This is a genomic window from Porphyromonas uenonis 60-3 (assembly GCF_000174775.1).
Lineage (GTDB): Bacteria > Bacteroidota > Bacteroidia > Bacteroidales > Porphyromonadaceae > Porphyromonas > Porphyromonas uenonis_A.
Genome location: NZ_ACLR01000170.1, coordinates 58,720 through 84,499, shown reverse-complemented (window position 1 = coordinate 84,499; position 25,780 = coordinate 58,720). Strand labels below are relative to the sequence as shown.

Below are 25,780 nucleotides of genomic sequence, written 5' to 3'. Positions count from 1 at the left end.
GGTTACTGGTCTCTAACCTCTAATCTCTAACTTCTAACCTCTAATTCAGTATCTTTGTAGCCATTAACTACGGGGTCGGAGCGTGAACTGACAGTCGGTAACCACACTTTAAACTCTCATTTAGCAACGTATAGCAACTTACTCATGACCTATTTACGTCGATATAACTTTGCAGTGGGGCTTCTGGCTCTCCTTCTGATGATGCTCGCCACGCCACTTAGCGGGCAAGCACAAAAGCAAGCGCAGCGCAAGTACACGGTCAATGGCTTCGTGCATGATGCGCAGAGTGGCGAGACGCTGATTGCTGCCAATGTGATGGAGCTCAACAGCCGTACGGGTGCCGTGACGAATGAGTTCGGCCACTACTCGCTGACGCTCCCAGCGGGAGAGGTGCGCCTACAGTTTTCCTATGTGGGCTATCAGAGCGACACGATACGTCTGCACCTCTCGTCCGATACGACACTCTCGGCTTCGCTCATCGAGGGTCAGCTACTCGGCGAGGTGGTCGTGGTGGGGAGTCCGAACCCCTCGGGTGTTGAGACTGCTACGATCGGTGCGCAACACATATCGGCGAGCGAGATCAAGCGACTGCCCGCTTTCTTTGGAGAGCAGGATGTGATCAAGGCGCTACAACTGCTACCTGGCGTACAGAGCGGTTCGGAGGGTTCGTCGGGACTCTTCGTGCGTGGTGGTGATCCAGACCAAAACTTGATCCTCATGGACGGCATCTCGCTCTACAATCCGAATCACATGCTGGGAGCTTTCTCAACCTTCAACCCCGATGCGGTCAAGTCGGTGACGCTGTATAAGGGTACCTTTCCCGCCCGCTTCGGAGGGCGTCTCTCCTCGGTCGTGGATGTACGTCTCAAGGATGGCGACATGCAGGAGTACCACGGCAATGCAAGCATCGGACTGATCTCCTCAAAGATCAATGTGGAGGGACCGATAGTCAAGGATCGCACTACCTTCAACTTCTCGGCACGGCGCACCTACCTAGACCTGCTGGCTGCGATGGCTTTTGCGATACGTAACCGCCAGGAGGGTGAGGATGGCGAGAAGATGAAGGGCGGGTATGACTTTCACGATCTGAACTTGAAGGTGACACACCGCTTCTCTGATAGAGACCAGCTGTACCTCTTCGGCTATTACGGCAACGACCGTGTCTGGACGCGCTATGCTCATAGAGATGACAAGCAGCAGATGTCTTGGCTGTGGGGCAATGCGATGGGTTCGCTACGGTGGAACCATGTCATCAACGGACAGCTCTTTCTCAATACCACAGCCTCCTATACGCAGTACCGCTCTAGGCTACGCATGAAGATGCAGGAGGACAAGGATGAGCCTCCCGTAGCGATGAGTTACGACTCGGGCATCCAGGACTGGCTCCTGACGAGCGAACTGCACTACTCACCTGTGGAGCAGCATCAGTTACTCTTCGGGGCTAACTACACCTTCCACACCTTTCGCCCTGAGATGACTTCGATAAAGGTAAACGGCAAGGACCTTTCGGACTTAACTGGGACGGACTTTAATGTCTTCGGCAACAATCCTAAGATCTACGCCCACGAGGCCTCGCTCTACGCTGAGGATGAGATGAAGCTGGGGGACAAGTGGACCTTTAATACGGGGCTACGCTACAGTTTCTACCACGTGCGTGGCAAGGGCTACCATAATATAGAGCCTCGTGTGAGTGCGGCTTGGCGCATCACGCCTGCCCTAACGGCCAAGGTGGGCTACGCTCTGATGACGCAGCATGTGCACCTCCTGACGAACAATAGTCTGAGCCTGCCTACGGATCTGTGGGTGCCCTCGACGGACCGCATCAAACCGATGCACGTGCACCACTTTACGGCGGGGCTATTCCTCCATGTGCCTCAGTGGGGAGACTTCTCGGTAGAGGGCTACTACAAGCCGATGAGCAATGTGCTGGAGTACAAGGAGGGTTCTTTCTTCTATGGTGTCTCGACAAACTGGGAGCAGATGGTCGCCATGGGACGTGGCACGGCTTACGGTCTGGAGCTACTCTGGCAGCGTAAGGTGGGCAAGCTAACGGGCTGGGTGAGCTACGCCTGGGCTCGCACGTGGCGCACCTTTGACCAGCCAGGCGAGGAACTGAACTTCGGACGCACCTTCCCCGCTAAGTATGACCGCATTCACGACTTTAAGATTACTGCGATGTATCAGCTGGGCAAGAGCTGGGACTTTGCCGCTACTTGGGTCTTTGCCTCGGGTCAGACGGGCACTATCGCAACGCATGAGTACGATGGGCTGAAAGATCCGCTCTCATGGGAGAGTGTAAATGGATCTCTCGAATATGTGGCTGAGCGAAATAACTACCGCTTTAAGCCTTACCACCGACTGGATCTGAGCATCACCTATACGAAGCATCACAAGCGGGGCAAGAGCTTGTGGAACCTAAGCGTCTACAACGTTTACAATCAGATGAACCCCTTCATCGTAACCCCTGTGAGCGAACTCGGAAGCGACAACTCCTACCGCACCGTCTTGCGTCAGGTGACGATTTTCCCGATCATGCCCAACATCAGCTACACCTACTCCTTTTAGCCTAAGACCACTATGAGACCTATACAATATATCCAGTTAGCCAGCAGCGCACTACTCATCACGCTCCTCACGGCCTGTCAGACGACCATTCCCCTCGACCTAGGCGACAACACGCCTCGCATCGTCATCAATGCGATCGCTACGGCGCAGCAGGGCATCGATATATCCTTATCTCAGAGCAAGCCGACGGGTGTCGCTTCGCCTAAGGTTGAAGTCAACTACAACTACGACCACCCCGACTGCCCCTATCGTATGACGCTCCAGGTCAACGATCAGCTCGTACCGATCAGCGAGGTGAAGCAATACAAGCCACAAGCGGGCGACCGCATAGCGATCTCGGTAGAGAAGGCTGGGCTCAAGACTGCTTCGGCCACTACCACGGTGCCCGCACAGCCTACCGTAGGCGTCATAGCGGTCAAGAAGCTGGACAAGACACATCGCGCGCCCTATGCGTACAATATGCCAGGTAGGATAGATATGCCAGATGGTAGATATGTCGAGGTTCAAGACTACGAACTATCCATCCCGCTTCAGGGCATCACGAAGGATAGCTACTACCGCATCATCGTAGAGAAGCAAGCAGTGGATCCTGAGCGCGAGTTCCAAGAGAGTCCTTACGCTTGGAGTCAAGAGAAGATTGACGACCCACGTATGACGCAGTTTGGCAATGGCGACCTGATCTTTGAGTCTAGCAGAGGTCGAGTGATGAATCTATTGGCTGGTTCTAACGTTTCAGCGAGCGACTGCACGCTCAAGACGACGCTCTCCTTTGCCACAAGGGTGTGCAAAGCCGATGGATCCACAGACGATGAGCGGACGGCTAAAGGAATATCAGAGTATGTCGCCCTGCGTGTCACCGTTTATGCTATCACAGGCGACCTCTATCACTACTGGCAGACGGTTACAGCAAAGCGCTATAATGGTCTAGGCAATACGGGCATCTCGGAGCCGAACCTCATCTACAACAATATCCACGACGGCCTTGGCATACTCGGCAGCATGGCTACGAGCCTGCGTCAGGACCTTAAGATCATAACACGCTAATGCGGTGAGAGACTTATGACACAAGAGACTATACAAATGCTCCCCGAGTGGGCGCCACAAGATGCGATCCTCCTCGCCTGGCCACACAACCAAAGCGACTGGGCTCCGATCCTACACGAGGTACAGTGCACCTACTGCAACATTATTGAGCAGGTGACACGCTTCGAGCCTGTCGTGCTACTCGTGCCAGAGGATCCAAACGAGTATGCCTCTCTGCCGTCGGAGCTACGCTCGCGCTGTCTGCTCGTCCCCTGCCCTACCAATGATACGTGGTGCCGTGACTACGGTCCGCTGGCTCTCCAGAGTCCTAGTGGCGCGCGCGTCCTCGTTGACTTCACCTTCAACGCATGGGGCGGTAAGTTTGTCTCGGCACTTGACAATCTAGTGGTGCGTCGCCTCATGATGAAGGAACTCTTTGCGCTGGATGTCGCTTACTTTGAGGCATCAAGTTTAACCTTCGAGGGGGGAGCTTTGGAGTGCAATGGCGAGGGCCTTCTCTTGACCACCAAGTCCTGCGTAGAGGACCCGCTCCGCAATCCGCATCTCTGCGAGACTCCTTATATATATGAGGCACTGCTACAATGTCTCGGCCTGACCGACTACTGCTCGCTCGAAGTCGCTCCCCTACCAGGCGACGACACCGATGGACATATAGACACGATCGCCCGCTTCGTCGACCCAGACACCATTATATATGTCTCCCCGAGCGACCCTACGGCGCAAAGCTTCGTCGCCTTGACACAGCTAGAGCGTCAGCTACAAGAGCTAGCTCGTCAGCGTCCCGCCTTGCGACTGATCGCCTTGCCCGATGTGGGCGACTTTCCCTCACGCTATGAGCCGGACTGCCTCATACCGGCCACCTATGCGAACTTCCTCCTCGTCAACGGCGCACTCCTCCTCCCCATCTACGGGCGCAGCACCGACAGCGAGGCGCAGCGCATCCTCCAGCAAGCACTACCTCACCTCGAGGTCGTGCCGATCGACTGCTCCATACTGCTCGAGCAGCACGGTAGCCTGCACTGCATCTCCATGCAGATACCGCAAGGCTTCCTCAACCCTTCACTTCTAAACACCATAACAAGATGAAAGTAGGTATCATACAGCAGCACAACGGTGCTGACCATACGAACAATATCCACCGCCTCCAAGAGCGCATCCGCCAGCTAGCCCACGAAGGGGCCGAACTGATCGTCCTACAGGAGCTACACAACGGATTGTACTTCTGCCAAACCGAAGATGTCGCTCTCTTTGACCAAGCGGAGACGATACCCGGTCCATCCACCGAAAGCTTCGGAGCCTTAGCACGTGAACTGGGCGTTGTGATCGTTCTCTCACTCTTTGAGAAGCGCGCCACGGGTCTTTACCACAACACCGCCGTAGTGCTCGAGCGAGACGGCTCCATAGCAGGTCGCTATCGCAAGATGCACATACCGGACGACCCCGCCTACTACGAGAAGTTTTACTTCACCCCTGGCGACCTAGGCTTCGAGCCGATCGACACCTCCGTAGGTCGCCTCGGCATCCTCATTTGCTGGGATCAGTGGTACCCCGAGGCTGCACGGCTTATGGCTCTCAAGGGTGCCGAGCTACTCATCTACCCGACCGCTATAGGCACCGCTGCTTACGATACGCCCGAAGAGCAGCAGCGCCAGATCGATGCGTGGCAACTGGTGCAGCGTGGTCATGCCGTCGCCAACAACCTCCCCGTCATTGCGGTGAATCGTGTCGGCTTCGAACCCGACCCCTCAGGCGTCACCGAGGGGATACAGTTTTGGGGTCACAGCTTCGTCACAGGTCAGCAGGGCGAGATGCTTTGCGATCTGAGCCAGACCGAGGAGGCGGGCGTTGTCGTGGAGCTGGACCTAGAGCGTACCGAGCTCGTCCGACGCTGGTGGCCTTACCTGCGTGATCGGCGCATAGATAGCTACGGAGAGATCACCCGTCGCTACATTGATTGAGCCATTTGTGAAGGTCAAAAAGGCAAAAGAGTGATTTATTCCTCCGAAACTGCTAACTTTGCAGGCAATAGCTCATTCCATATAGAATAACATAAAACGAATTGATATAGTATGGCATTAAAAGAATCTGGGTCACAAGGCTCTCACCACTCTGAGGAGATCGTGTCTCGTAGCGAGCGTTTCATTGAGAAGTACAGCAAGACCATCATCTGGTGTGTGCTGGGCGTCATCGTGCTAGGTGTGGGCATCTGGCTCTACATCGACAAGGTGGTCAAGCCCCGTGGTGACAAGGCAGCTGCAGAGCTATACCTTGCTGAGGAGCAGTTTATGGCTGGTGCTGATAGCGCTGCGCTCAATGCTCCCGCGGCTGGAGCCATGGGACTCCTAGCGATTGCAGACAAGTACAGTAGCACCGATGCTGGCAAGCTAGCTCACGCTTACGCTGGTATCATCTACTACGACGAGGGTAAGTACGAGGAGGCTATCCGCGAGCTCAAAGAGTTCAAGGCTAAGGAGAAGATGGTCGCTCCCTCTATCACCCGTCTCATCGGCGACTGCTACGTAGAGCTAGGCAAGTACGACGAGGCTGCCAAGTACTTTATGGACGCTGCCAAGGCTGCCGACAACCCTGTCATCTCTCCGAGCTGTCTCATCAAGGCAGGCCATGTCTACGAGGAGCTAGGTCAGTATGACAAGGCACTCAAGGCTTACAAAGAGATACAGGAGAAGTACTACACAGCGCCTGAGTCTGAGAGCATCGAGGCTTCGATCATACGCGTAGAGGCTAAGCTTAAGAAATAGAAACTTAGATGTTAGACTTTAGAGATTAGACTTTAGAAGTTAGAGATTAGAAGCAAGAGATTGGACTTCCGAACACTCCGATCCCTCCGACCTCTAACCTCTAAAGTCTAACCTCTAACCTCTAATCTCTAACTTCTAAAGTCTAATCTCTAACCTCTCACCTCTAAAAATCCATGTCTTCACAACTCCACAGCCAGCAGACACCAGCTCACTACACGCTCCAGCACAGACATACGGCGGACATTCGTTGCATCGCTGTCGTCTACTCGGAGTGGAACGCTGAGATCACCCATGCGCTCCGCGATGGAGCTGTCACGACACTCCTAGAGTGCGGCCTAGAGCGCCAGCAGATTGAGACCTTCTCCGTGCCAGGAGCCTTCGAGCTCACCTATACAGCGAATCTACTCAGTGAGGCAACCCAGCCCTACGATGCTATCATCATCATTGGTTGCGTCATACGTGGCGAGACCTCGCACTACGACCTCATCTGCAACAGCGTCACCGAGGGAGCTACCGAGCTCAATCTACGAGGCAAGGCGCCCGTTATCTTTGGGCTCGTCACCGTCGAAAACATCGAGCAGGCTCGTGCCCGCTCTGGTGGTGCCGTAGGCAACAAAGGCTCCGAGTGCGCCATCGCTGCGCTCCAGATGATTGACATCAGAGCTATGATACAAGGGTAACTCCCTGACCTATATTACGACAAGTCCCTAGTGCTATCTCTAGCGCTAGGGACTTTTATCATTTCAGGGCATAGACAGTATCGCTCCTATCGCGCTGTTTCCGAAACACATACGAGTTCCAAAAATAGTTCCTCTCTTGGAACTTTTCAGTTCCAGCGGAGGAACAAGACGCAAACTGTGGTCCCAATCTCTACCCTCTCACCTCTAATCTCTAACTTCTAACCTCTAACCCCTATCTCTCCCCGCCGTTTTTCGTACCTTTGCACCCGTATAACTATAGGACAGAAGCTCCACACACATGCAAGAACTAAGAAACATCGCTATCATCGCTCACGTCGACCACGGTAAGACGACCCTTGTCGACAAAATGCTCCTCGCGGCCAAGCTCTTTCGAGAGGACAAAGCTGCTGAGGTTGACACCTTTCTAGACAACAACGACCTAGAGCGAGAGCGAGGCATCACGATCGTTTCTAAAAATGTCAGCATCACCTACAAAGGGGTCAAGATCAACGTTATAGACACCCCAGGACACGCGGACTTCGGCGGTGAGGTGGAGCGCGTGCTCAACATGGCCGACGGGTGCCTGCTACTCGTAGATGCCTTCGAGGGGCCAATGCCTCAGACCCGCTTCGTACTGCAGAAAGCCCTCGCCATAGGACTTAAGCCGATCGTCGTCATCAACAAAGTGGACAAGCCCAACTGCCGCCCCATGGAGGTGCAGGACATGGTCTTCGACTTGATGGCTTCGCTGGAAGCGACCGATGAGCAGCTTGACTTCGTCACCCTCTTCGGTAGCGCCAAGCAGGGCTGGATGAGCCGTGACGTGGAGAAGCCTACGGAAGACATCACGCCCCTACTCGATGCGATCATCTCTGAGATCCCCGCACCACAACAGTTAGACGGCCCTCTGCAGATGCTCATCACCTCGCTGGACTACAGCTCCTACGTAGGACGTATCGCCGTAGGACGCGTGCATCGTGGCACTATACACAACGGCGACACCGTGCTCCTCTGCCACAAAGACCGTGAGCCTCATCGGGAGAAGGTCAAGGAGCTCTACACTTTTGAAGGCATTGGCAAGGCAAAGGCAGACTCGGTCTCCAGTGGCGACATTTGCGCCATCGTGGGCTTTGACCACTTTGAGATTGGCGACACGATCGCTGACCCTGAGCATGCCGAGGCGCTAGACACGATTTCGGTCGATGAGCCGACGATGTCGATGCTTTTCACGATCAATAACTCCCCCTTCTACGGACGGGAAGGTAAGTTTGTTACCTCTCGCCATATCCATGAGCGTCTGATGCGTGAGCTGGACAAGAACCTTGCTCTGCGTGTCGAGACGACCGATCAGGCAGACTCGTGGAACGTATTCGGCCGTGGTGTCCTGCACCTCTCCGTGCTAATCGAGACGATGCGCCGTGAGGGTTACGAGCTACAGGTGGGTCAGCCTCAGGTCATTATCAAAGAGATAGACGGCGTGAAGTGCGAGCCGATTGAAGAGCTGACGATCAATCTCCCCGACGAGACCAGTAGTCGTATCATTGATATGGTCATACAGCGCAAGGGCGAGATGACCGCCATGGAAAGCAAGAACGGTCGTACGCACCTCGTCTTCACAATACCTTCGCGTGGTATCATCGGGCTCAACAACAGCGTCTTGACTGCTTCGGCTGGTGAGGCTGTCATAGCACACCGCTTCCTAGAGTTTGGTCCTTGGCGTGGAGATATCGAGCGTCGTAACAATGGTAGCATCATAGCGGGTGAGAGCGGTACCGCTTTTGCCTATGCGCTGAACAACCTCCAGAGTCGCGGACGCTTCTTCATCGCCCCCCAAGAGGAGGTCTACGCTGGTCAGGTGATCGGTGAGCATACGAAGGACAACGACCTGACGGTCAACGTCTGCAAGAGCAAGAAGCTCACCAATATGCGTGCTGCAGGTAGTGATGACAAGGTAGCACTGGCTCCTCCCGTCGTCTTCAGCCTAGAGGATGCGCTTGAGTATATCAAGGCTGATGAATATGTTGAGGTCACGCCTAAGTCCATGCGTCTGCGCAAGATACTCCTCAACGAGCTAGACCGCAAGCGCGCCAACAAAGCATAAACAATCCAATCACTTCATAAACAAACTATGAAAAGAATCGCACTACTCATCATCGCCATGCTCACGCTTGGCTTTGCAGCGCAGGCTCAGTCTACCTTTACCAAGGGAACGACAACGGCCAACATCGGACTAGGCATCGGAAGTACCCTCTTTGACAAGGATTTCAGTGTTCTACTCCCCCCTCTATCTGTAGGAATTGACCACAGCGTAGCCAGTGGCCTCTTTGATGGCAACGGCTCTATCGGCGTAGGTGGTTACCTAGGCGCTGAGGTCTATCGCTACAAAGGTTTCGACAGCTCTGTATGGAGCCAGACACTCGTCGGACCTCGTGGCTCTCTACACTATCAGTTTGTAGACAAGCTAGACACCTACTTCAGCTTGATGCTTGGTGTAAACATCATCAGCTGGAACTATAATATGAAGGTGGCTGATAACGCAATCAAGGACAAGGACACTGCAGCTGGCTTCGGTTGGAGCGCACACATCGGCGCTCGCTACTATCTCTCCGACCGCTGGGCTGTCATGGGTGAGTTGGGTTATGGACTAACCTTCCTAACACTCGGTGCTACCTATCGCTTCTAAGTCTTAGCGAAGCGCTACAACACAATCAAAGCAGGAGACGGCTCACGGGCTGTCTCCTGCTTTTGCTTTTAGAACTTGATTGGGTCACTCGGCATCGTGAGACGTAGGGTGCTGTTGATTGCGAGGGTGGTAACGCAGGATGTCGGCACGGAGTGCTGTGCGGTCCACGTGGGTGTAGATCTCCGTCGTTGCGATGCTTTCGTGCCCCATCATCAGCTGGATAGCGTGCAGGTCGGCACCTCCCTCGAGCAGGTGCGTAGCAAAGCTGTGACGCAACGTGTGCGGACTGATCTCCTTATGTATACCCGCCAGCTCAGCCAGCGTGCGGATCAGACAGAAGACCGTGATGCGAGAGATCGGTTGACCACGACGTGAGATGAAGATGTACTGATCATACTCAGGCTTCGCATTATAGCGACAGGGATCGTTGAGATAGCGCTGCACGTCAGAGACCGCCTTGGGACTCATCGGCACCAGACGCTCTTTGCGTCCCTTGCCCCAGACGTGCAGATAGCCTTCGTCGAGGAAGACGTCGGAATAGGTCAGCCCGCAAAGCTCCGACACACGTAGCCCGCAACTGTAGAGCACCTCTATGATAGCCGTGTCTCGTGAGGCTTCGGGGCGCTCCTCGTCGATAGCTCCGAGGAGGCTGTCTATCTCTGCCAGCGTAAGCACCTCCGGGAGCTTCTTAGGTATCGGTGGCGTCTGTAGCATATCCGTCGGGTCACGCTCTATCTCCTCCTCTAGCGATAGAAAGCGAAAGAAACTCTTGACCCCGCTCAACACACGAGCCAGCGAACGCATCGAGATACCTAAGTCCAGCAGATGCGCCGCAAAGTTGTTGAGATGCTGCAGAGTTACCTCGCGCAGACTCAGCCCCATGTCACCTATGTAGGTGTAGAGCTTGTCCACGTCGTAGAGGTAGGAGTCGATACTATTGTCCGAGAGGTGTTGCTCCAGCCTCAGATAAGTTTTGTAGCGCTGTATCAGTTGCTGTCTTGGTTCTAGACTCATTGCAAGGGAGTTTCTTACTATCTTTGCGCTACGAAGTTAGCCATTTGCATCTAAATCGACAAGTTTACTATGTCTACAAATAGTTTGATCGAACCCCTCTCTACCCCGACCACGGGCAAGCCAGCCATACTCATCCTCAATGGTCCTAACCTAATCCAGGTGGGTCAGCGCGAAGCCGAGATCTACGGATCGACGCCTCTAGTCCCCTACTTGGAGCAGCTAGCAAATGCTACCACAGCGGTGACAATCGCCATACGCTACTCGCACTACGAGGGCGCACTCATCGAGTACCTCTACATGGCTCAGGAACTAGGCTACCAAGCGGTCATACTCAATGCGGGGGGCTACACGCATACCTCCGTAGCTATCGCAGACACGATACGTGCTATCTCTCTACCAGTCATCGAGGTGCACATCTCCCAGCCACTAGCTCGTGAGACTTACCGCCACACTTCACTCATAGCGCCCTATTGCCGTGGTAGTATCGCTGGCTTTGGCGTGGCCAGCTACGACTTAGCCGTACGGGCAGCTCTTCAGCTGAGCCGTTGACACCTTATATTATATAGACTATGGACGCAGAGCTAGAGCTTTATGCCCAGCAGCACAGCTCCTTCGGGGATCCCCTACTAGACGAATTGCTCCGCACTGCCTATGTGCGCCTCCTTCAGCCGAGGATGGTCTGTGGAGCTACGCAGGCGGGGCTACTCTCGATGCTCATCAAGCTCAGTAGTGCCAAGCGTGTCCTAGAGCTGGGCGCTTATAGTGGTTACTCAACGATAGCCATGGCGATAGCGCTCGAACCTGTGTCTGGCGAAATTGACTCCATCGAGTGCGATGCAGAGATGATCCACTTCCTCTCCCCTTTTGTAGCACGCAGCGGGTGTGCCGAGCGCATTCACATACACCACGGTCAGGCTCTAGAGCTGATGCCCGCACTACTTGCACAGCACGACTACGATCTTGTCTACATTGATGCCAACAAGCGTCAGTACCCCGACTACTACCAGCTACTGCGCAAGCACTTACGCCCAGGAGCTATCATCTTGGCCGACAATACCCTTTGGGACGGTAAAGTAACCGCCCCAACGACCCATCACGACCTTCAGCTGGAAGGGATCCAGCACTTCAACGCACTGGTAGCTCAGGACAGCGGAGTGGAGCAGCTCCTCCTCCCACTTCGTGATGGACTCACGATCATTCGCATTCTGTCCGCTTAGTCAGGCTGAGCGGGAGCGATAGGCTTTGGCTCTTGTGCTGCAAGCTCTGCTGGTGTAGGCGTTATCTCCGTGGTGGGCTTGATTGTGTCACTCTTCGCTTGCATCTTATGCGAGGTCACCTCATTGCGTAGCTTGATCAGCTCTTCACGTTGCTCAGCCGTGAGCTTGTTGAGCTTGAGCCACTCTAGGAGCGCACGCACCGCCAGTCCGATCGTGATGACCGTGACTGCCCCGATAGCGCCCGACCAAGAGACCGTGACAAAGGGTAGATCCTGCGTAGGCGTACGCCATCCGAAGAGCGCCTTGCAGAGGATCGGCATAAAGAGCGCAACCACAGCCACGACCACCACAAAAGCGATGTAGCCCCCGAAGTGACGACGGCGCATCATGTGCCCAGCGACATAGTAGTAGTTGAGGTAGAAGATTGCGATCAGAAAGATATCCAGAAACCATGTAGAGAGATAGTGTGATGGTGCCTGGAATAAGGACTTAGCCATCGTACTGCTCTGCCCGATCAGGATGGACTGGATCAGCACGATGACGAGCCATGCAGCTAGATAGATGAGCCAAGTATAGCTTTTCGTCGAGTTTTGCTTTGTAGCAGTAGCGTCTTGTTTCATAGTACAGGTAGACTTATAGTTATTGCACCACAAAGATACAACAGGATAACGAAAGAAGCCCATCTGTGCATTACTCTAGCCAGACGAATCTGTGACTATTTGAAAACTATTTGCTACCTTTGGCTCCACAAGCACGTATAACCTATCAAATATAAGTACCCTTATGAACAACCTACTCAAGAAAGCCTTCGCACTCTGCGCCCTCGTCCTCGCTACGGGATACTGTCTCTCTGCACAGGTAGTCGTCGTGCAGGGCGAGCCAGAGGCTCCACTACCACAGACACTCAACGAGGTACGCCTCAACCTCCTAGCACCCGTAGCCTTCAAGGCTGTCTCACTCGAGTACGAGCGCGCCACGACCAAGGTCAAAGACCTAGGCTTCGGAGCTACCATCAGCGCCAGCTTTGCCCAGGGGGAAGACTATGAGGCCTCGCTCTTTCCCGCCTTTGGCGTGATGCCTTATGCTCGCTGGTACTTCGGTGGCAAGAAGCTCTCGATGACAAGGCTTAACTCAGGCTTCTTTATAGAGGCAAACACGGCGATCAACTACAATCGCTATACCATAAGACACTACAACCCCACGAACGAGCAAACGACAAGCGAGAACAAACGAAGTACCTCTTGGGGTATCGGTCTCGGTGGTGGCTGGAAGTTCGTCTCTCGGAGCAACTGGAGTGGCGAGATCAGTATACGTGTGGGACGCAATCTTGTGAAGGGCGAAGACTTTGACGACGTCTACGTCCACCCAGCTATCTCCGTGGGCTACCGCTTCTAAGCACACATACGTCATCCTATTTCTATGGGGAGGATACCAAGCGATGGTGTCCTCCCCTTTTTTCTTTAAAAGCACCCCCGTTGAGCACCCTCCCTGGGAAATCGGGATTATCCATGGAGGGGTCCCGAATCCTCCACCGAGGAATAAAAAAAATCATCGGAACTTTGATTTCATTCTTCCGAAGTTTCATTTCATTCTTCCGAACTTTTATTTCGGCCCTCCGTGGGGAATTTTCGTTTGCTCCCTGGAGATTTCCGAATTCCTCGGTAGAGAGCACAATCAGCCGATATGCTAGAGTGGCTATAAAGTGGGGCTATAGCGCTGTGTAGCGAGGTTCTAGCCATATTCTTTCCCTAGAGGTTACCTTATGTAGACCCTAGAAGAGAGATTAGGATGCGTCAGCCTTGAGGGACAATCCATGGTTTGTAAAAAGTGAGTATCTTTGCATTTGGGTGAATGTGCTAGATCTCAGTGAAGACCTCTTGCAACATATACGGGTTCCTACTCGTCTATATAACAAAGGGTGTGTCTCTCTAGCTCTACACTCACGATCTTTTGAACAGACAACTAGTAATACATCAATAACTTTTAGACAACTGGATATGAATCTAAAGCGAATGCTGTCTATGGCTGTGGTCCTCCTGACCATGCTGCTACCTCGTGTAGCCTTTGCTCAGGACATGAGTCAACCACTGCCCATAGACCCACAAGTCCGTACGGGCAAGCTCGCCAATGGGCTAACCTACTTCATCCGTCACAACGAGCAGCCGAAGAATCGTGCAGAGTTTTACATTGCTCAGCGGGTCGGATCTATCCTTGAGGAGGAGAATCAGCGCGGTCTGGCTCACTTCCTAGAGCACATGTGCTTCAACGGCACGAAGAACTTCCCTGACAAGACACTCATTAGCTACCTTGAGTCAAACGGTATGCGCTTCGGCTACAACCTCAACGCCTATACGGGTATTGACGAGACAGTCTACACGCTGATGGAAGCTCCCACAGAGCGCAAGGGATTCATCGACAGCTGCCTACTCATCCTACATGACTGGAGTGGCTTCGTGACCCTAGCTGACCAGGAGATAGACAAGGAGCGCGGGGTCATCACCGAGGAGTGGCGCTCACGAGACAATGCGCAGATGCGTATGCTCAATACCGCACTCCCCAAGATCTACCCCAACAACCGCTACGGCGTACGCATGCCTATCGGTCTGATGAGCGTGGTCAACGGCTTTAAGTACAACGAGCTACGCGACTACTATCACAAGTGGTATCGCCCCGACCTACAGGCCATCATCGTGGTCGGCGATGTCGACGTAGACTACGTAGAGAAGAAGATCAAAGAGATGTTTGCCGACATCCCCGCTCCTGTCAATGCAGCAGAGCGTGTCTACTTCCCCGTAGAGGACAACGATGCTCCTCTCGTAGCTATCGAAAAGGACAAGGAGGCTACCAGCACGAACCTAATGGTTATGTTCAAGACAGACGCTATGCCTGTCGAGATGACACGCACCATCGCTGGCGTTATGAAGAACTACCTATATGGTATCACAAACCGCATCATCGATGAGCGCTTCACAGACCTAATGCACAAGCCAAATCCCGCTTTCACTAGCGCTAATGGCTATATAAGCAACTTCTTCCTCGCTCAGACGAAAGACGCTCTTACCTTTGACGTTACAGCACGTGAGGGCGAGCTAGATGTAGCACTCAAGGCTCTCATGGCTGAGATAGAGCGCATACGCCAGTATGGCTTCACTCAGGGTGAGTATGAGCGTGCTCGCACTGGTCTCCTCAAGGCTTATGAGAATAGCTACAACGAGCGTGAGACTCGTAAGAATAGTGCTTACGCCAACGAGTATAAGAATTACTTCACCACAGGTGGCTACATCCCAGGCATTGAGATGGAGAAGGCCATCATGGAGCAAGTTGCTAAAAATATACCCCTAGATGTAGTCAACCAGATGGTACAGTCTCTCATCGGGGACAAGAACATGGTTCTTATGCTCACGGCTCCAGACAAGAAGGGACTCGTACTACCCACCGAGGCTGAGCTAGTCGCTAAGGTCAACGAGTACCGCAAGCTCCCCGTAGAGCCTATCAAGGATGCCGTCTCTGATATGAAGCTGATGGATAAGGCGCCCAAGGCTGGCAAAGTAACCAAGCGTGAGGACAACCTTAAGTTTGGTACGACGCGCCTCACCCTGAGCAACGGCATGGTAGTCTATCTCAAAACGACCGACTACAAGAAGAATCAGATCTCACTCACAGCTGTCGCTCCTGGTGGCACCAACGCTTACCTTAAGAACGCTAAGGATCTACCCAACATCAAGAACCTCAGTAGCGTCGTCGCACTGGGTGGTGTAGGCAAGTTTGACAATCCTACCCTCTCCAAGGCACTCACGGGTCGTAGCGTCTCTGCTTCGGGCTCTATGGGTGGCACGAGAACTTACTTCAGTGGTATCTCTACGCTTGAGGATATGGAGACCTTCTTCCAGCTCCTCTACCTCCGCATGACACAGCCTAGACAGGATGCTGATGCCTTTGCAAACTGGCGCACCAACATGATCGAGCAGATCAAGAACATGGAGTCCAATCCTATGGTTCCCTTCCAAGACTCGCTCACCTATGCGCTCTACAACAACAATCCATTGATGAAGCGTGCTACCATCGCCGACATCGAGGCTGTCAACTATGACCGTGTGATGAAGATCTGGAAGGAGCGCATCGCAGACCTAGGTGACCTACAGCTATACTTCATCGGTAATGTAACTCCAGAGCAACTCATTCCTTACCTAGAGAAGTATGTAGCCTCTGTACCTACCAAGGGTCGCAAGCACAACATGCACAAGGAGCTCGTACCCGCAGTACGTCAGGGCTCTATGCACATTGACTTCAAGAAGGAGCTTGCTACTCCTATGGCTATGGTCATGGCTGCTTATACGGGCAAGCTACCCTACACGCTCCACAACGAGCTAGCCATGGAGGTACTCGGAGCAGTCATGGATCAGGTCTACACAGCTACCGTCCGTGAGGACGAGGGTGGCACATACGGTGTCAGCTCGGGTGGCTCTATCAGCGACAATCCTAAGGGCGAGACGGTCTTCCAGATCTTCTACCAGACAGACCCTGAGAAGGTAGACAGACTCAACAAGATCATCTACGCAGAGCTCGAGAAGGTAGCTAAGAATGGTCCCGACAAGGAGATGTTTGACAAGACAATCCTCAATATGAAGAAGGACCACGCTGAGGATCTCAAGAAGAACGACTACTGGCTCGATCATATGGTTGACTTCTTCTTCTACGGTCGTGACTTCCAGACAGACTACGAGAAGACGCTCAACAGCATCAAGCCTGCAGACGTCCAGAAGATTGCTCAGGAGCTCCTCAAGCAGAACAACCTCATCGAGGTAATCATCCGCGATGCTAAGAAAGCTAAGTAAATGAAGCTAACACTCCTACGGGGCGTCTACCACACTTCGTGACAGACGCCTCCGTAAGACACTAGCACAACAAATAGCAAGAGCGAGTAACTCTAGGGTCTCACCCCCTCCGAGTTACTCGCTCTCACTGTATTAGTCCCAGTCTCTAGCCAAGTAGTATCGCTAAGTCTGGGACTTGAGGAGCCCTAAGTCAAAAGAAATTACGAAGATGTTGCGCCAGCGTGTTGCATATATGAAGAATAAGTCTTACCTTTGCAACGTGTTTTTCATGGTGTTAGATTTTAAGGTTAATGAGAAGGGGCTGTCTTAGGACAGCCCCTTTTTTATTGTATCCACCCCTAGAGCTATATCTTCCGAGGTACTCGGATGAGATAGCTCTACTCTGAGATATTTTCATTACCTTTGCATCAGACTCTTAGGGGTGCCACAGTGCGACTGCGTGGTGGCTGAGATGAGACCCTCGACCTGATCCAGATAATACTGGCGTAGGCAAAGAGAACGACTACACGCTGACCGTGCAGACTCTCATACTGGGACACCCTACTTGTCAAGCCCTTGAGCTTGGCGGTACACACTAAGAGTTTTACATACCAAACTGATGAAGGTATGTAGGCTCTTTTTCTTTTTATATGGCTTATGCAAGTAACGATCAATAAGACTCCACATGACCTGCCAGCAGGGACCTCGCTACTAGAGGCGGTATCGCCTGTCGTCGCTACGCTCGACCACACGGCGCTAGCGGTCAATCATCGTGTCATACCACGTGATGCCTGGGCTACGCACCAGCTCTGCGAGGGTGATGCTGTCACGATCATTACCGCAGCTATGGGTGGCTAAGACACACCTCTTCTTCCAAACACACTTAATCTCTTTACTCTATGAAGCAAAAAGATCAAACGGACAATCTAAACATCTCTCAGGGACCGCTCCCTGGCTCTACTAAGATATATGTCACTGGCTCTCGCCCCGACATTCGCGTGCCGATGCGTCGCATCGCACTCTCTGACACCATTGACGAGGAGGGCGTACGGCACAACAACGGCTCGGTAGTGGTCTACGATACCTCGGGACCCTACACCGATCCCGACTATCATGTCGATCCACACCAAGGGCTACCTAAGATACGTCAGCAGTGGATTGAGGAGCGTGGCGACACGACGAGACTATCTGAGCAGAGCTCGGAGTATGGTCGCAAGCGGAGACAAGACACTTCGCTGGATCATCTGCGCTTTGCCCATCTCAACGACCAGCCACTCGTAGGCACCGAGGAGCATCCGGTCACGCAGCTATACTACGCACGTCAGGGAATCATCACCCCCGAGATGGAGTATGTCGCTATCCGTGAGAACCAGCTCATCGACGAGATCCGAGAGCAGTACCCGCAGCATCTGGGCGAGAGCTTTGGAGCTAATATCCCTGAGCGCATCACCCCAGAGTTCGTTCGTGACGAGATCGCTGCTGGACGAGCTATCCTCCCCAACAACATCAACCACCCCGAGAGCGAACCGATGATCATCGGGCGCAACTTCCTCGTCAAGATCAATGCCAACATTGGTAACTCGCCCATCACCTCCTCTATCCAGGAGGAAGTTGAGAAGGCGGTCTGGGCTATCCGCTGGGGTGCTGACACCATCATGGACCTCTCCACGGGGCGCAACATCCACGAGACGAGAGAGTGGATCATTCGCAATTCGCCAGTACCCGTAGGCACCGTGCCTCTATACCAAGCTTTGGAAAAAGTCAAGGGACAGGCAGACAAGCTTACGTGGGAGCTTTACCGAGACACGCTCATCGAGCAGGCTGAGCAGGGTGTCGACTACTTCACCATCCATGCTGGCTTACGCTGGCAGTTCATCCCGCTGACGATGAAGCGCCTCACGGGCATCGTCTCTCGCGGTGGTGCGATTATGGCGAACTGGTGTACGACGCACAAGCGTGAGAGCTTCCTCTATGAGCACTTTGACGAGATCTGTCAGATCTGCGCTCGCTACGACGTAGGTATCAGTATTGGTGACGGTTTGCGTCCTGGCTCTATCGCCGATGCCAACGATGAGGCGCAGTTTGCCGAGCTACGTACACTGGGCGAGCTATCTCGTATTGCGGACAAGCATTGCGTTCAGGTACTCATCGAGGGTCCTGGTCACGTGCCTATGCAGCGCATCAAGGAGAATATGGACTTGCAGCTAGACCTTTGCAACGAAGCTCCCTTCTACACACTCGGCCCGTTGGTCACCGACATTGCTCCAGGCTATGACCACATCACCAGTGCCATCGGTGGTGCTATGATTGCGTGGCGTGGCACAGCGATGCTATGCTACGTGACCCGCAAGGAGCACCTGGGTCTACCCAACAAGGACGATGTCAAGGAGGGTGTCGTCACCTTCAAGCTGGCAGCCCACGCAGCCGACCTTGCCAAGGGACACCCAGGCGCTTACTACCGTGACTACGCTATGAGCAAGGCGCGCTATGAGTTCCGCTGGAAGGATCAGTTCCACCTAGCACTTGACAGCGAGACAGCACTCCAGTATCACGACGAGACGCTACCCGCTGAGGGACACAAGGAGGCACACTTCTGCTCGATGTGTGGTGAGCACTTCTGCTCGATGCGTGCGAGTCGTCAGCTACAGAAGCGCATTGAGGACGACAAGTAATCAGTAACCGCCAGACGCTCTATGATCGTTATCACGCCGCCCGAACGTCAGCTTGTAGAAGATGTAGCTGGCGATATCATTGATGTCGCAAGTAGTTGCATCTGTAAGGTACATCTGCGCATGCCAGGAGCTTCTGAGGCGGACTTTAGAAAAGTCTTAGACAGTCTAGAGCCCGCCTACCACCAGCATGTCGTGCTGTGTGACCACTATGCGCTACTGGCGGAGTATGACGTGGCGGGCGTCTACCTACCCTATCGTCGCGTGGCGGAGTGGAGGAATATCCCTCTCGCTCCTCACCAGACGATAGCGGTCGGTGCCCATTCGATCCAAGAGCTACAGGAGTTACCTTTCACACCACACTACGCTTTGCTCAGCCCGCTCTTTGATAGCATTAGCAAAGAGGGCTATCAGGGCAACCCTGCGTTACTTTCGTGTCGTGAGGCATTGATCAAACTTCCTTACCCCGTCTACGCGCTTGGAGGCATCACCCCCGAAAAGCAAGAGGCTGTCGCAAAGGCTGGCTACGCTGGGGTCGCTGTGCTGGGAGACATCTGGTCGCAACCGTGGAAACAACTGCCAGAGCGACTAGCTCAGTACCAATTGCCCGCCATCCTAACCGTTGCGGGTCACGACCCCACATCGGGAGCTGGCATCAGCGTAGACACCCGCATCGCAAATGATCTGAGCGTGCAGTGCTACAGCGTTATTTCTACGCTCACGGCACAAAGCCTGCACCGCTTCGTCTCCACTACCGCCACTCCGTCCGACCAACTACAGGCATCGCTAACGACGCTCCTCACCGACCACCCCGTCACCGTGGCTAAGCTCGGTATGGTGCAAGACTTACAGCAGGCGGTACATATCGTTGCGCAGATGAAGGCGCTAGGCGTCAAGCGAATCATATGGGACCCTATCCTCCAACCCACAGCAACAGAGGTGACGCAACCCAACCTTTGGACAGAGGAGCAGGACAAGCTCGCTACCCTACTGAATGAAGTAAGCCTTGTCACGCCCAATAAGCCCGAGGCTCAGGCACTCTTCGGTACAGACGATCCCGCAGAGCTCCAGCGCATTGCTCAGAAGCACGATGTGGCTATTCTACTAAAGGGTGGACACGACACCACTTCGCCACATCTTGTGGTCAACCAACTGATCACTAGCGACGGCATCCACCCCTACTACACGCATCGCTACGACAAGTCAATCCACGGGACTGGCTGTATGCTCTCCGCAGCAATCGCCAGCTACTGGGCTATGGAGTACAGCCTCGTTAGCTCCGTGCAGCGTGCTTGCCACTACCTCGCCACTATCTTTGCGGGGCAACCCAACCTCCCCGAGCGACAGCTACTTTGTCCCAAGATATTTAGAGGAAGTCGGAAGAAGCAGCATCTGTACTTTGACTTTGATCTACAGTACGTGACCAACGAGTCGGACCCCGACAGACTATATAATAAGGTATCCCAATACCTTGAGGCGGGCGGGCGCTGGGTGCAGCTACGACTCAAGGAGGCGACCACCGAAGAGCGCATCGAGATGGGACTGCGCCTCCGCAGGCTGACCGATTGCTACGATGCCTGCTTGCTCATCGACGACGACATCATCGCCACCATCGCTGTAGACGCTGACGGGGTTCACCTCGGCAAGCGAGACTGCCCTCCACAAGAGGCGCGGCGTATCCTAGGCGATGAGTACATCATCGGCTATACGGTCAATAGTCTTGACGACCTACCTCGTGCCTTGGCGGCCAACATTGACTACATCGGTGTGGGTCCCTATCGAGACACACAGACCAAAGCACTCCTCGCTCCCATCCTAGGCTTAGAGGGTATCTCGCAGATAGCTCAGCAAGTCAAAGAGACGAACCGACAGTTCATCGTTCCTCAGATTGTAGCTATCGGAGGCATACGACCAGAAGATGCTGAGACTCTCTTTAGCAACAAAGACATTGACGGCATCGCCGTGAGCGGTGCCATCGAGCACGCCACCGATATGGGCCATACCGTATCGCAGTTACTGCGTGACACATCAAGCTTTCCTAATTAGACATACATTCTAATCTACTATACACATGCAGACTAAGTCATTGAAAATCGGAGACCACGACTTCACCTCGCGCCTCTTCATCGGAACTGGCAAATTTGCCAACAATCAACTAATGTCAGACGCACTCGACGCTTCTGGCAGCGAGCTTATCACTGTCGCGCTTCGCCGAGTAGAGACCTCTGCAGGCCTCCACGACACACTCATTGAGAGCATCACACGCCCCAATGTCATCATCCTACCCAACACCTCTGGCGCACGCACTGCCGACGAAGCGGTCTACGCAGCACAGTTAGCCCGTGAGGCGTTACAGACCAACTGGATCAAACTAGAGGTACACCCCGATCCCAAGTACCTTCTCCCCGATGCTATGGAGACGCTCCGCGCCACCGAGCAACTCGTCAAGGAGGGCTTCATCGTCATGCCATACATACAGGCAGACCCCGTACTCTGTAAGCGACTCGAGGAGGTCGGTGCACCTTGCGTCATGCCCCTTGGCGCTCCGATCGGCAGCAATATGGGACTCACCACGAGAGACATGCTACGCATCATCATCGCTGAGAGCACCGTTCCCGTAGTTGTAGACGCTGGTATCGGTCGTCCCTCGCACGCTGCCGAGGCTATGGAGCTAGGAGCCGATGCGGTACTCGTCAATACCGCCATCTCCACCGCTGCCGACCCAGTAGCTATGGCCATCGCCTTTAGAAAAGCTGTCGAGGCTGGTCGCTCAGCTTACGAGATGGGACTGCACCAGCCCGCTACCGATATGACTGCCACCGCCACTTCACCACTCCAAGGATTCTTTGACTAATGACATTCTACGATTATAAGCAGCAGTACAATTGGGAGCAGGAGTGTGCTGAGTTTGACACCTTTACTGCTCAAGATGTAGAGCACGCCATCGCCACAGCTACGCCTACTCTACGCGACTTCAAGGCGCTCATCTCCCCCGCAGGAGATGCTTACCTAGACGCTATGGCGACCAAAGCACAGCAGCTCAGCATCGAGCGTTTTGGCAAAACCATACGCATGTACGAGCCTCTCTACCTCTCTAACTATTGCCACAACCACTGCGTCTACTGTGGGTTCAATCAGGAGAACAAGATCGTCCGCAAGGTACTCACCATGGAGGAGGTGCAGGCTGAGGCAAAAGCTATTGCCGACATGGGCTTCACCCATATCCTTCTCGTGGCTGGCGAGTCGCCCAAGCATGCTGGCGTCGACTACTACCGTCAGGTCATCGAGCTCATCCGCCCCATGTTTGCGCAAATATCGATCGAGGTACAGCCTATGTCTGTCGAGGATTACAAAGTTCTCGTCGAGGCGGGCGCTCACTACGTCTGCGTCTACCAGGAGACCTACAACGAGGAGAGCTACCCACGCTTTCACCCCAAGGGGCTCAAGGCTAACTACCGTTTCCGCTTAGAGACGCCCGACAGAGCCGCTGAGGCAGGCTTTCGCAAGGTCGGTATCGGTGCTCTCCTAGGACTAGACAACTGGCGCACGGACGCTTTCTTCACCGCGCTACACCTAGACTATCTAGAGAGCCACCACTGGCAGACCAAGTACTCTATCTCGCTACCCCGTCTGCGTCCACACGTAGGCTCCTACATGCCCGCAGACCCGATCAACGACCGTCAGATGGTACAGCTCATCTGTGCTTACCGCATCTTTGACCCCGAGGTCGAGATCTCGCTATCCACACGCGAGAGCAGTGCCTTCAGAGATATGGCGGTACGCATCGGCGCCAACTCTATGAGTGCCGGCAGTAGCACACAGCCTGGCGGTTATGTCGATCCTAATCCTGAGCTCGAGCAATTCTCTATCAACGACTCACGCTCTCCCGAAGAGATGATCGCTGCTATCAAAGCACAGGGATACGAAGTCATCTGGAAAGACTGGGACCAGTGGATGTAACCCGCACGCCCCAAAACAATACGGGCAACAAGGGCATCGCTGACAGCGCACGATACGAGCGTCAGCTACAGCTCCCCGAGATAGGTCCCGAGGGTCAGCGACTCCTCGCTCAGACGAGCGTGGCGGTCGTTGGCGCTGGGGGCTTGGGGGCTCCTATACTTTATTACCTCACAGCTGCAGGCATCGGGCGCATCGCCATCATCGACTGCGATGTCGTCTCCCCGTCCAACCTCCAGCGTCAGATCCTCTACTGTGAGTCCGACCTCGCACACCCCAAAGCTATCCAAGCGCAAAAGCGTCTCATCGCGCTCAATAGTACCCTCCATATCGAGGCCATCACCGAGCGACTCAATGAGACCAATGTAGCGACCTTACTAGCCGACTACCAAATCATCGTTGATGCTACGGACAACTACCCCACACGCTACCTCCTAGACGACTACACCCGCAGCACCGCCAAGCCACTTGTGCATGGAGCCATCGAAGGATGGAGGGGACAATGCACCATCTTTGCACCCTCTAGTAGTCTGCGTTACCGCGACCTGTACAGCGAGCCGCACAGCGCAGAGAAGACCGTACCGCCCGGCGTCATCGGCGCCACCGCTGGCGTCATCGGCAGCATCCAAGCGAGCCAAACGCTCCAGCTAGCCTTAGGGCAGACGCCCGCCCTCCTCGGCAAACTCCTCACCGTCGACCTGTGGCACGGCTCGTGGCACACCTTCGACCTCGCCTGACACGACCCACCACCAGCTATTATTTACCAGCCACAAAGGTACATCATAGCTAATAGTAATTATGCATCTCACTGCTCTGAGTGACTTCCAGCTATCCTTTGCATTTTTGTAATGTATCGACCAGGACTAACAACTTCCACAAAGTTCTTTCATAAGGGAAAGTTGAATAGGTTAAAGCGAGTCATCTTCAAGACGAAAACTCTAGTGGGCTAAAGGTGGAATTAATTCACTCGAACATTGTCGTACAGCTCTACCTTACTTATCAAAGAATCTAGGGTTATATAAATTGGCATGCCAGCGTAAACCTTCAAAGCCTCGACTATATCGTCTTCATGAAATCTTTCAACGGAGAACTTGATCTTTAAGCCCTCTTCGTTCTTTTCAAACAATGAATATTTGGGGTATCCATTTTCATCGTTTGAGTACATGAGCAGGATAACTGTAAAAGCATGCGCCAAAGATTTTGGAGCACGATTACTCTCTGCTTCTTTATTGAATAGCGACAACGGCAAGCATCTTTCGATTTGACTAGCAACCTCTTGCAACGTAGCCTCTTTCTTCGTAATTAGGTCATATACCTCACTATGAAAAGATCTAATGTACACTAGTAGAAAAAGAGCGATAACACGATTGGTATAGTTCTCGTTGTTTACATCTATCGTAGAATATGTTAACCTAACCTGGTTCATCATTTTCTGTACCTGACGTAAACTTAAATGTGACTTCTCCGCGAAGGATACTAGTATGCTAGTAATAGTCTCTTCCCAGGTATTCATCTTCTGACTTCCTTTGAAGAGAGCTTGGAAATCCAATCTTTCTAATTCCACTTTGATAAAGCTTCTATAGTCAGGACTGGGCAAGGTGTACTCTATATCTATAAATCGACGTAGATACTCCGCCGCATCAATTCTATCACTTCCATAATACCCCTTGATAGAGTTACAAAGTTGCTCCTTGTCTATCGCTAGCACAAATACTATCTGAGGAATGGAGAACAGGTGCTTGATTCGCTCCAAGACCATTACAGCATAGTGAGGATTACATCGATCTAGTTCATCTACAATAAAGATGAGAGGTGCCTTTTCACCTAATGTAGATACGTACTCTCCTAATACCTTTTTGAACCCCTCAATGCTTTTCTTTTGGTTTTCGTAGTTCTCGATCTCCGCTTCAAATAGTTCTGCACCTCCTTTTGCTACTTCCTTAAGAATGTCTGCACATTCTTCTCCAGCATGTTTTTTTAGAACGTGTTTGAGAAACTCGGGGATTGCTCTCTTGACAAGAATAGGGCCTATTTTCTGAGCCATATCTTTAACTCTAGATTTAGTTCCTTTCCCTTCCAGCTTTTTCAGTTCTCCTATTAGTCCAATGATTGGGTCTGAAATATAATCAGTTTCCCAAGCATTGAAGTAGAGCGTAGGATACCCTTCATTGTTCATCATTTGCTTAAACATCTGGATGAAAGTAGTCTTACCTGTTCCCCAAGCTCCATTTAGAGAGATCACGCAACCGTTATTGTTCCCTATCGTCAAAGTCTTCAAGACCTCTGCATATTGTTGACGTCCCAGTTTACAGTTACGGAAAGGGTCTCCAACTGGGATTTCTATATCTGTTGTTCGGATTTGGTACATATTACCTAGT

The 25,780-nt window shown here is 53.1% G+C and carries 21 protein-coding genes and 1 riboswitch; of the genes, 18 read left to right on the top strand and 3 right to left on the bottom strand.

Translation table 11 applies throughout. From position 1 onward, the window contains the following. The first annotated feature begins 144 nt into the window (after positions 1–144). From PORUE0001_RS05675 to PORUE0001_RS05640, 8 genes are all read left to right on the top strand, one after another. Positions 145–2,565 (top strand): TonB-dependent receptor, encoded by a 2,421-nt coding sequence (locus tag PORUE0001_RS05675; RefSeq protein ID WP_039865690.1) that lies wholly within the window; start codon positions 145–147, stop codon positions 2,563–2,565. Between the two features lie 12 nt (positions 2,566–2,577). Then, positions 2,578–3,609, top strand: coding sequence for a DUF4249 domain-containing protein (locus tag PORUE0001_RS05670; protein WP_007365475.1), 1,032 nt, complete (start codon positions 2,578–2,580; stop codon positions 3,607–3,609). Positions 3,610–3,624: 15 nt separating this feature from the next. Further along, the gene (locus PORUE0001_RS05665) at positions 3,625–4,695 is read left to right on the top strand and encodes an agmatine deiminase family protein (protein WP_007365521.1); all 1,071 of its coding nucleotides are present in this window, start codon (positions 3,625–3,627) and stop codon (positions 4,693–4,695) included. Continuing rightward, positions 4,692–5,567, top strand: a complete 876-nt coding sequence (locus tag PORUE0001_RS05660) for a carbon-nitrogen hydrolase (RefSeq protein ID WP_007365450.1) — start codon at positions 4,692–4,694, stop codon at positions 5,565–5,567. The genes PORUE0001_RS05665 and PORUE0001_RS05660 overlap by 4 nt, the downstream gene beginning before the upstream one ends. A 111-nt stretch (positions 5,568–5,678) precedes the next feature. Next, positions 5,679–6,368, top strand: a complete 690-nt coding sequence (locus tag PORUE0001_RS05655; RefSeq protein WP_007365483.1) for a tetratricopeptide repeat protein — start codon at positions 5,679–5,681, stop codon at positions 6,366–6,368. Positions 6,369–6,541: 173 nt separating this feature from the next. After that, positions 6,542–7,048 (top strand): 6,7-dimethyl-8-ribityllumazine synthase, encoded by a 507-nt coding sequence (gene ribH, locus PORUE0001_RS05650; protein ID WP_007365509.1) that lies wholly within the window; start codon positions 6,542–6,544, stop codon positions 7,046–7,048. A 298-nt stretch (positions 7,049–7,346) separates the two neighbouring features. Next, positions 7,347–9,149, top strand: a complete 1,803-nt coding sequence (gene typA, locus PORUE0001_RS05645) for a translational GTPase TypA (RefSeq protein ID WP_007365460.1) — start codon at positions 7,347–7,349, stop codon at positions 9,147–9,149. A gap of 27 nt (positions 9,150–9,176) precedes the next feature. After that, a complete protein-coding gene (locus PORUE0001_RS05640) occupies positions 9,177–9,731 on the top strand; it encodes an outer membrane beta-barrel protein (RefSeq protein ID WP_007365523.1) in 555 nt (184 codons plus the stop codon). 84 nt (positions 9,732–9,815) lie between these two features. Here PORUE0001_RS05640 and xerA read toward each other — a convergent pair whose 3' ends face one another. Continuing rightward, entirely contained in the window at positions 9,816–10,745 is a 930-nt protein-coding gene (gene xerA, locus PORUE0001_RS05635) for a site-specific tyrosine recombinase/integron integrase (protein ID WP_007365489.1), read from the bottom strand. A 69-nt stretch (positions 10,746–10,814) separates the two neighbouring features. On the opposite strand from xerA, the gene PORUE0001_RS05630 reads away from it, so the two are divergent. Both PORUE0001_RS05630 and PORUE0001_RS05625 read left to right on the top strand, forming a co-directional pair. Next, entirely contained in the window at positions 10,815–11,294 is a 480-nt protein-coding gene (locus PORUE0001_RS05630) for a type II 3-dehydroquinate dehydratase (RefSeq protein ID WP_007365503.1), read from the top strand. Positions 11,295–11,314: 20 nt separating this feature from the next. Next, positions 11,315–11,962, top strand: a complete 648-nt coding sequence (locus tag PORUE0001_RS05625; RefSeq protein WP_007365454.1) for an O-methyltransferase — start codon at positions 11,315–11,317, stop codon at positions 11,960–11,962. Here the strand turns inward: PORUE0001_RS05625 and PORUE0001_RS05620 are convergent. Next, the gene (locus PORUE0001_RS05620) at positions 11,959–12,582 is read right to left on the bottom strand and encodes a hypothetical protein (RefSeq protein WP_039865687.1); all 624 of its coding nucleotides are present in this window, start codon (positions 12,580–12,582) and stop codon (positions 11,959–11,961) included. The genes PORUE0001_RS05625 and PORUE0001_RS05620 overlap by 4 nt on opposite strands. 163 nt (positions 12,583–12,745) lie before the next feature. Here PORUE0001_RS05620 and PORUE0001_RS05615 point away from each other — a divergent pair, with 163 nt between their 5' ends. From PORUE0001_RS05615 to PORUE0001_RS05575, 8 genes are all read left to right on the top strand, one after another. Then, positions 12,746–13,357: an autotransporter domain-containing protein gene (locus PORUE0001_RS05615; RefSeq protein WP_007365506.1), complete on the top strand. Its 612-nt coding sequence runs from the start codon at positions 12,746–12,748 to the stop codon at positions 13,355–13,357. Between the two features lie 602 nt (positions 13,358–13,959). Further along, entirely contained in the window at positions 13,960–16,797 is a 2,838-nt protein-coding gene (locus PORUE0001_RS05605) for a M16 family metallopeptidase (RefSeq protein ID WP_007365451.1), read from the top strand. A gap of 407 nt (positions 16,798–17,204) precedes the next feature. Next, positions 17,205–17,306: riboswitch (TPP riboswitch) on the top strand. Between the two features lie 127 nt (positions 17,307–17,433). Next, positions 17,434–17,634 (top strand): sulfur carrier protein ThiS, encoded by a 201-nt coding sequence (gene thiS / locus PORUE0001_RS05600; RefSeq protein WP_007365473.1) that lies wholly within the window; start codon positions 17,434–17,436, stop codon positions 17,632–17,634. A 41-nt stretch (positions 17,635–17,675) separates the two neighbouring features. Beyond that, entirely contained in the window at positions 17,676–19,448 is a 1,773-nt protein-coding gene (gene thiC / locus PORUE0001_RS05595) for a phosphomethylpyrimidine synthase ThiC (protein WP_007365494.1), read from the top strand. 21 nt (positions 19,449–19,469) lie between these two features. Beyond that, positions 19,470–21,491: a thiamine phosphate synthase gene (gene thiE / locus PORUE0001_RS05590; RefSeq protein WP_007365507.1), complete on the top strand. Its 2,022-nt coding sequence runs from the start codon at positions 19,470–19,472 to the stop codon at positions 21,489–21,491. 25 nt (positions 21,492–21,516) lie between these two features. Further along, a complete protein-coding gene (locus PORUE0001_RS05585; RefSeq protein ID WP_007365457.1) occupies positions 21,517–22,299 on the top strand; it encodes a thiazole synthase in 783 nt (260 codons plus the stop codon). Then, positions 22,299–23,405, top strand: coding sequence for a 2-iminoacetate synthase ThiH (gene thiH / locus PORUE0001_RS05580; protein WP_007365462.1), 1,107 nt, complete (start codon positions 22,299–22,301; stop codon positions 23,403–23,405). The genes PORUE0001_RS05585 and thiH overlap by 1 nt, the downstream gene beginning before the upstream one ends. Then, the gene (locus tag PORUE0001_RS05575) at positions 23,396–24,139 is read left to right on the top strand and encodes a HesA/MoeB/ThiF family protein (RefSeq protein ID WP_007365493.1); all 744 of its coding nucleotides are present in this window, start codon (positions 23,396–23,398) and stop codon (positions 24,137–24,139) included. Before thiH ends, PORUE0001_RS05575 begins: the two co-directional genes overlap by 10 nt. 221 nt (positions 24,140–24,360) lie before the next feature. Here the strand turns inward: PORUE0001_RS05575 and PORUE0001_RS05570 are convergent, their stop codons facing one another. Continuing rightward, entirely contained in the window at positions 24,361–25,770 is a 1,410-nt protein-coding gene (locus tag PORUE0001_RS05570; protein WP_007365498.1) for a KAP P-loop domain protein, read from the bottom strand. Positions 25,771–25,780: the final 10 nt, after the last annotated feature.

Coding starts and splice junctions, on each gene's coding strand:
- PORUE0001_RS05675 (WP_039865690.1), top strand. CDS start 145: ATGACCTATTTACGTCGATATAACTTTGCAGTGGGGCTTCTGGCTCTC.
- PORUE0001_RS05670 (WP_007365475.1), top strand. CDS start 2,578: ATGAGACCTATACAATATATCCAGTTAGCCAGCAGCGCACTACTCATC.
- PORUE0001_RS05665 (WP_007365521.1), top strand. CDS start 3,625: ATGACACAAGAGACTATACAAATGCTCCCCGAGTGGGCGCCACAAGAT.
- PORUE0001_RS05660 (WP_007365450.1), top strand. CDS start 4,692: ATGAAAGTAGGTATCATACAGCAGCACAACGGTGCTGACCATACGAAC.
- PORUE0001_RS05655 (WP_007365483.1), top strand. CDS start 5,679: ATGGCATTAAAAGAATCTGGGTCACAAGGCTCTCACCACTCTGAGGAG.
- ribH (WP_007365509.1), top strand. CDS start 6,542: ATGTCTTCACAACTCCACAGCCAGCAGACACCAGCTCACTACACGCTC.
- typA (WP_007365460.1), top strand. CDS start 7,347: ATGCAAGAACTAAGAAACATCGCTATCATCGCTCACGTCGACCACGGT.
- PORUE0001_RS05640 (WP_007365523.1), top strand. CDS start 9,177: ATGAAAAGAATCGCACTACTCATCATCGCCATGCTCACGCTTGGCTTT.
- xerA (WP_007365489.1), bottom strand. CDS start 10,745: ATGAGTCTAGAACCAAGACAGCAACTGATACAGCGCTACAAAACTTAT.
- PORUE0001_RS05630 (WP_007365503.1), top strand. CDS start 10,815: ATGTCTACAAATAGTTTGATCGAACCCCTCTCTACCCCGACCACGGGC.
- PORUE0001_RS05625 (WP_007365454.1), top strand. CDS start 11,315: ATGGACGCAGAGCTAGAGCTTTATGCCCAGCAGCACAGCTCCTTCGGG.
- PORUE0001_RS05620 (WP_039865687.1), bottom strand. CDS start 12,582: ATGAAACAAGACGCTACTGCTACAAAGCAAAACTCGACGAAAAGCTAT.
- PORUE0001_RS05615 (WP_007365506.1), top strand. CDS start 12,746: ATGAACAACCTACTCAAGAAAGCCTTCGCACTCTGCGCCCTCGTCCTC.
- PORUE0001_RS05605 (WP_007365451.1), top strand. CDS start 13,960: ATGAATCTAAAGCGAATGCTGTCTATGGCTGTGGTCCTCCTGACCATG.
- thiS (WP_007365473.1), top strand. CDS start 17,434: ATGCAAGTAACGATCAATAAGACTCCACATGACCTGCCAGCAGGGACC.
- thiC (WP_007365494.1), top strand. CDS start 17,676: ATGAAGCAAAAAGATCAAACGGACAATCTAAACATCTCTCAGGGACCG.
- thiE (WP_007365507.1), top strand. CDS start 19,470: ATGATCGTTATCACGCCGCCCGAACGTCAGCTTGTAGAAGATGTAGCT.
- PORUE0001_RS05585 (WP_007365457.1), top strand. CDS start 21,517: ATGCAGACTAAGTCATTGAAAATCGGAGACCACGACTTCACCTCGCGC.
- thiH (WP_007365462.1), top strand. CDS start 22,299: ATGACATTCTACGATTATAAGCAGCAGTACAATTGGGAGCAGGAGTGT.
- PORUE0001_RS05570 (WP_007365498.1), bottom strand. CDS start 25,770: ATGTACCAAATCCGAACAACAGATATAGAAATCCCAGTTGGAGACCCT.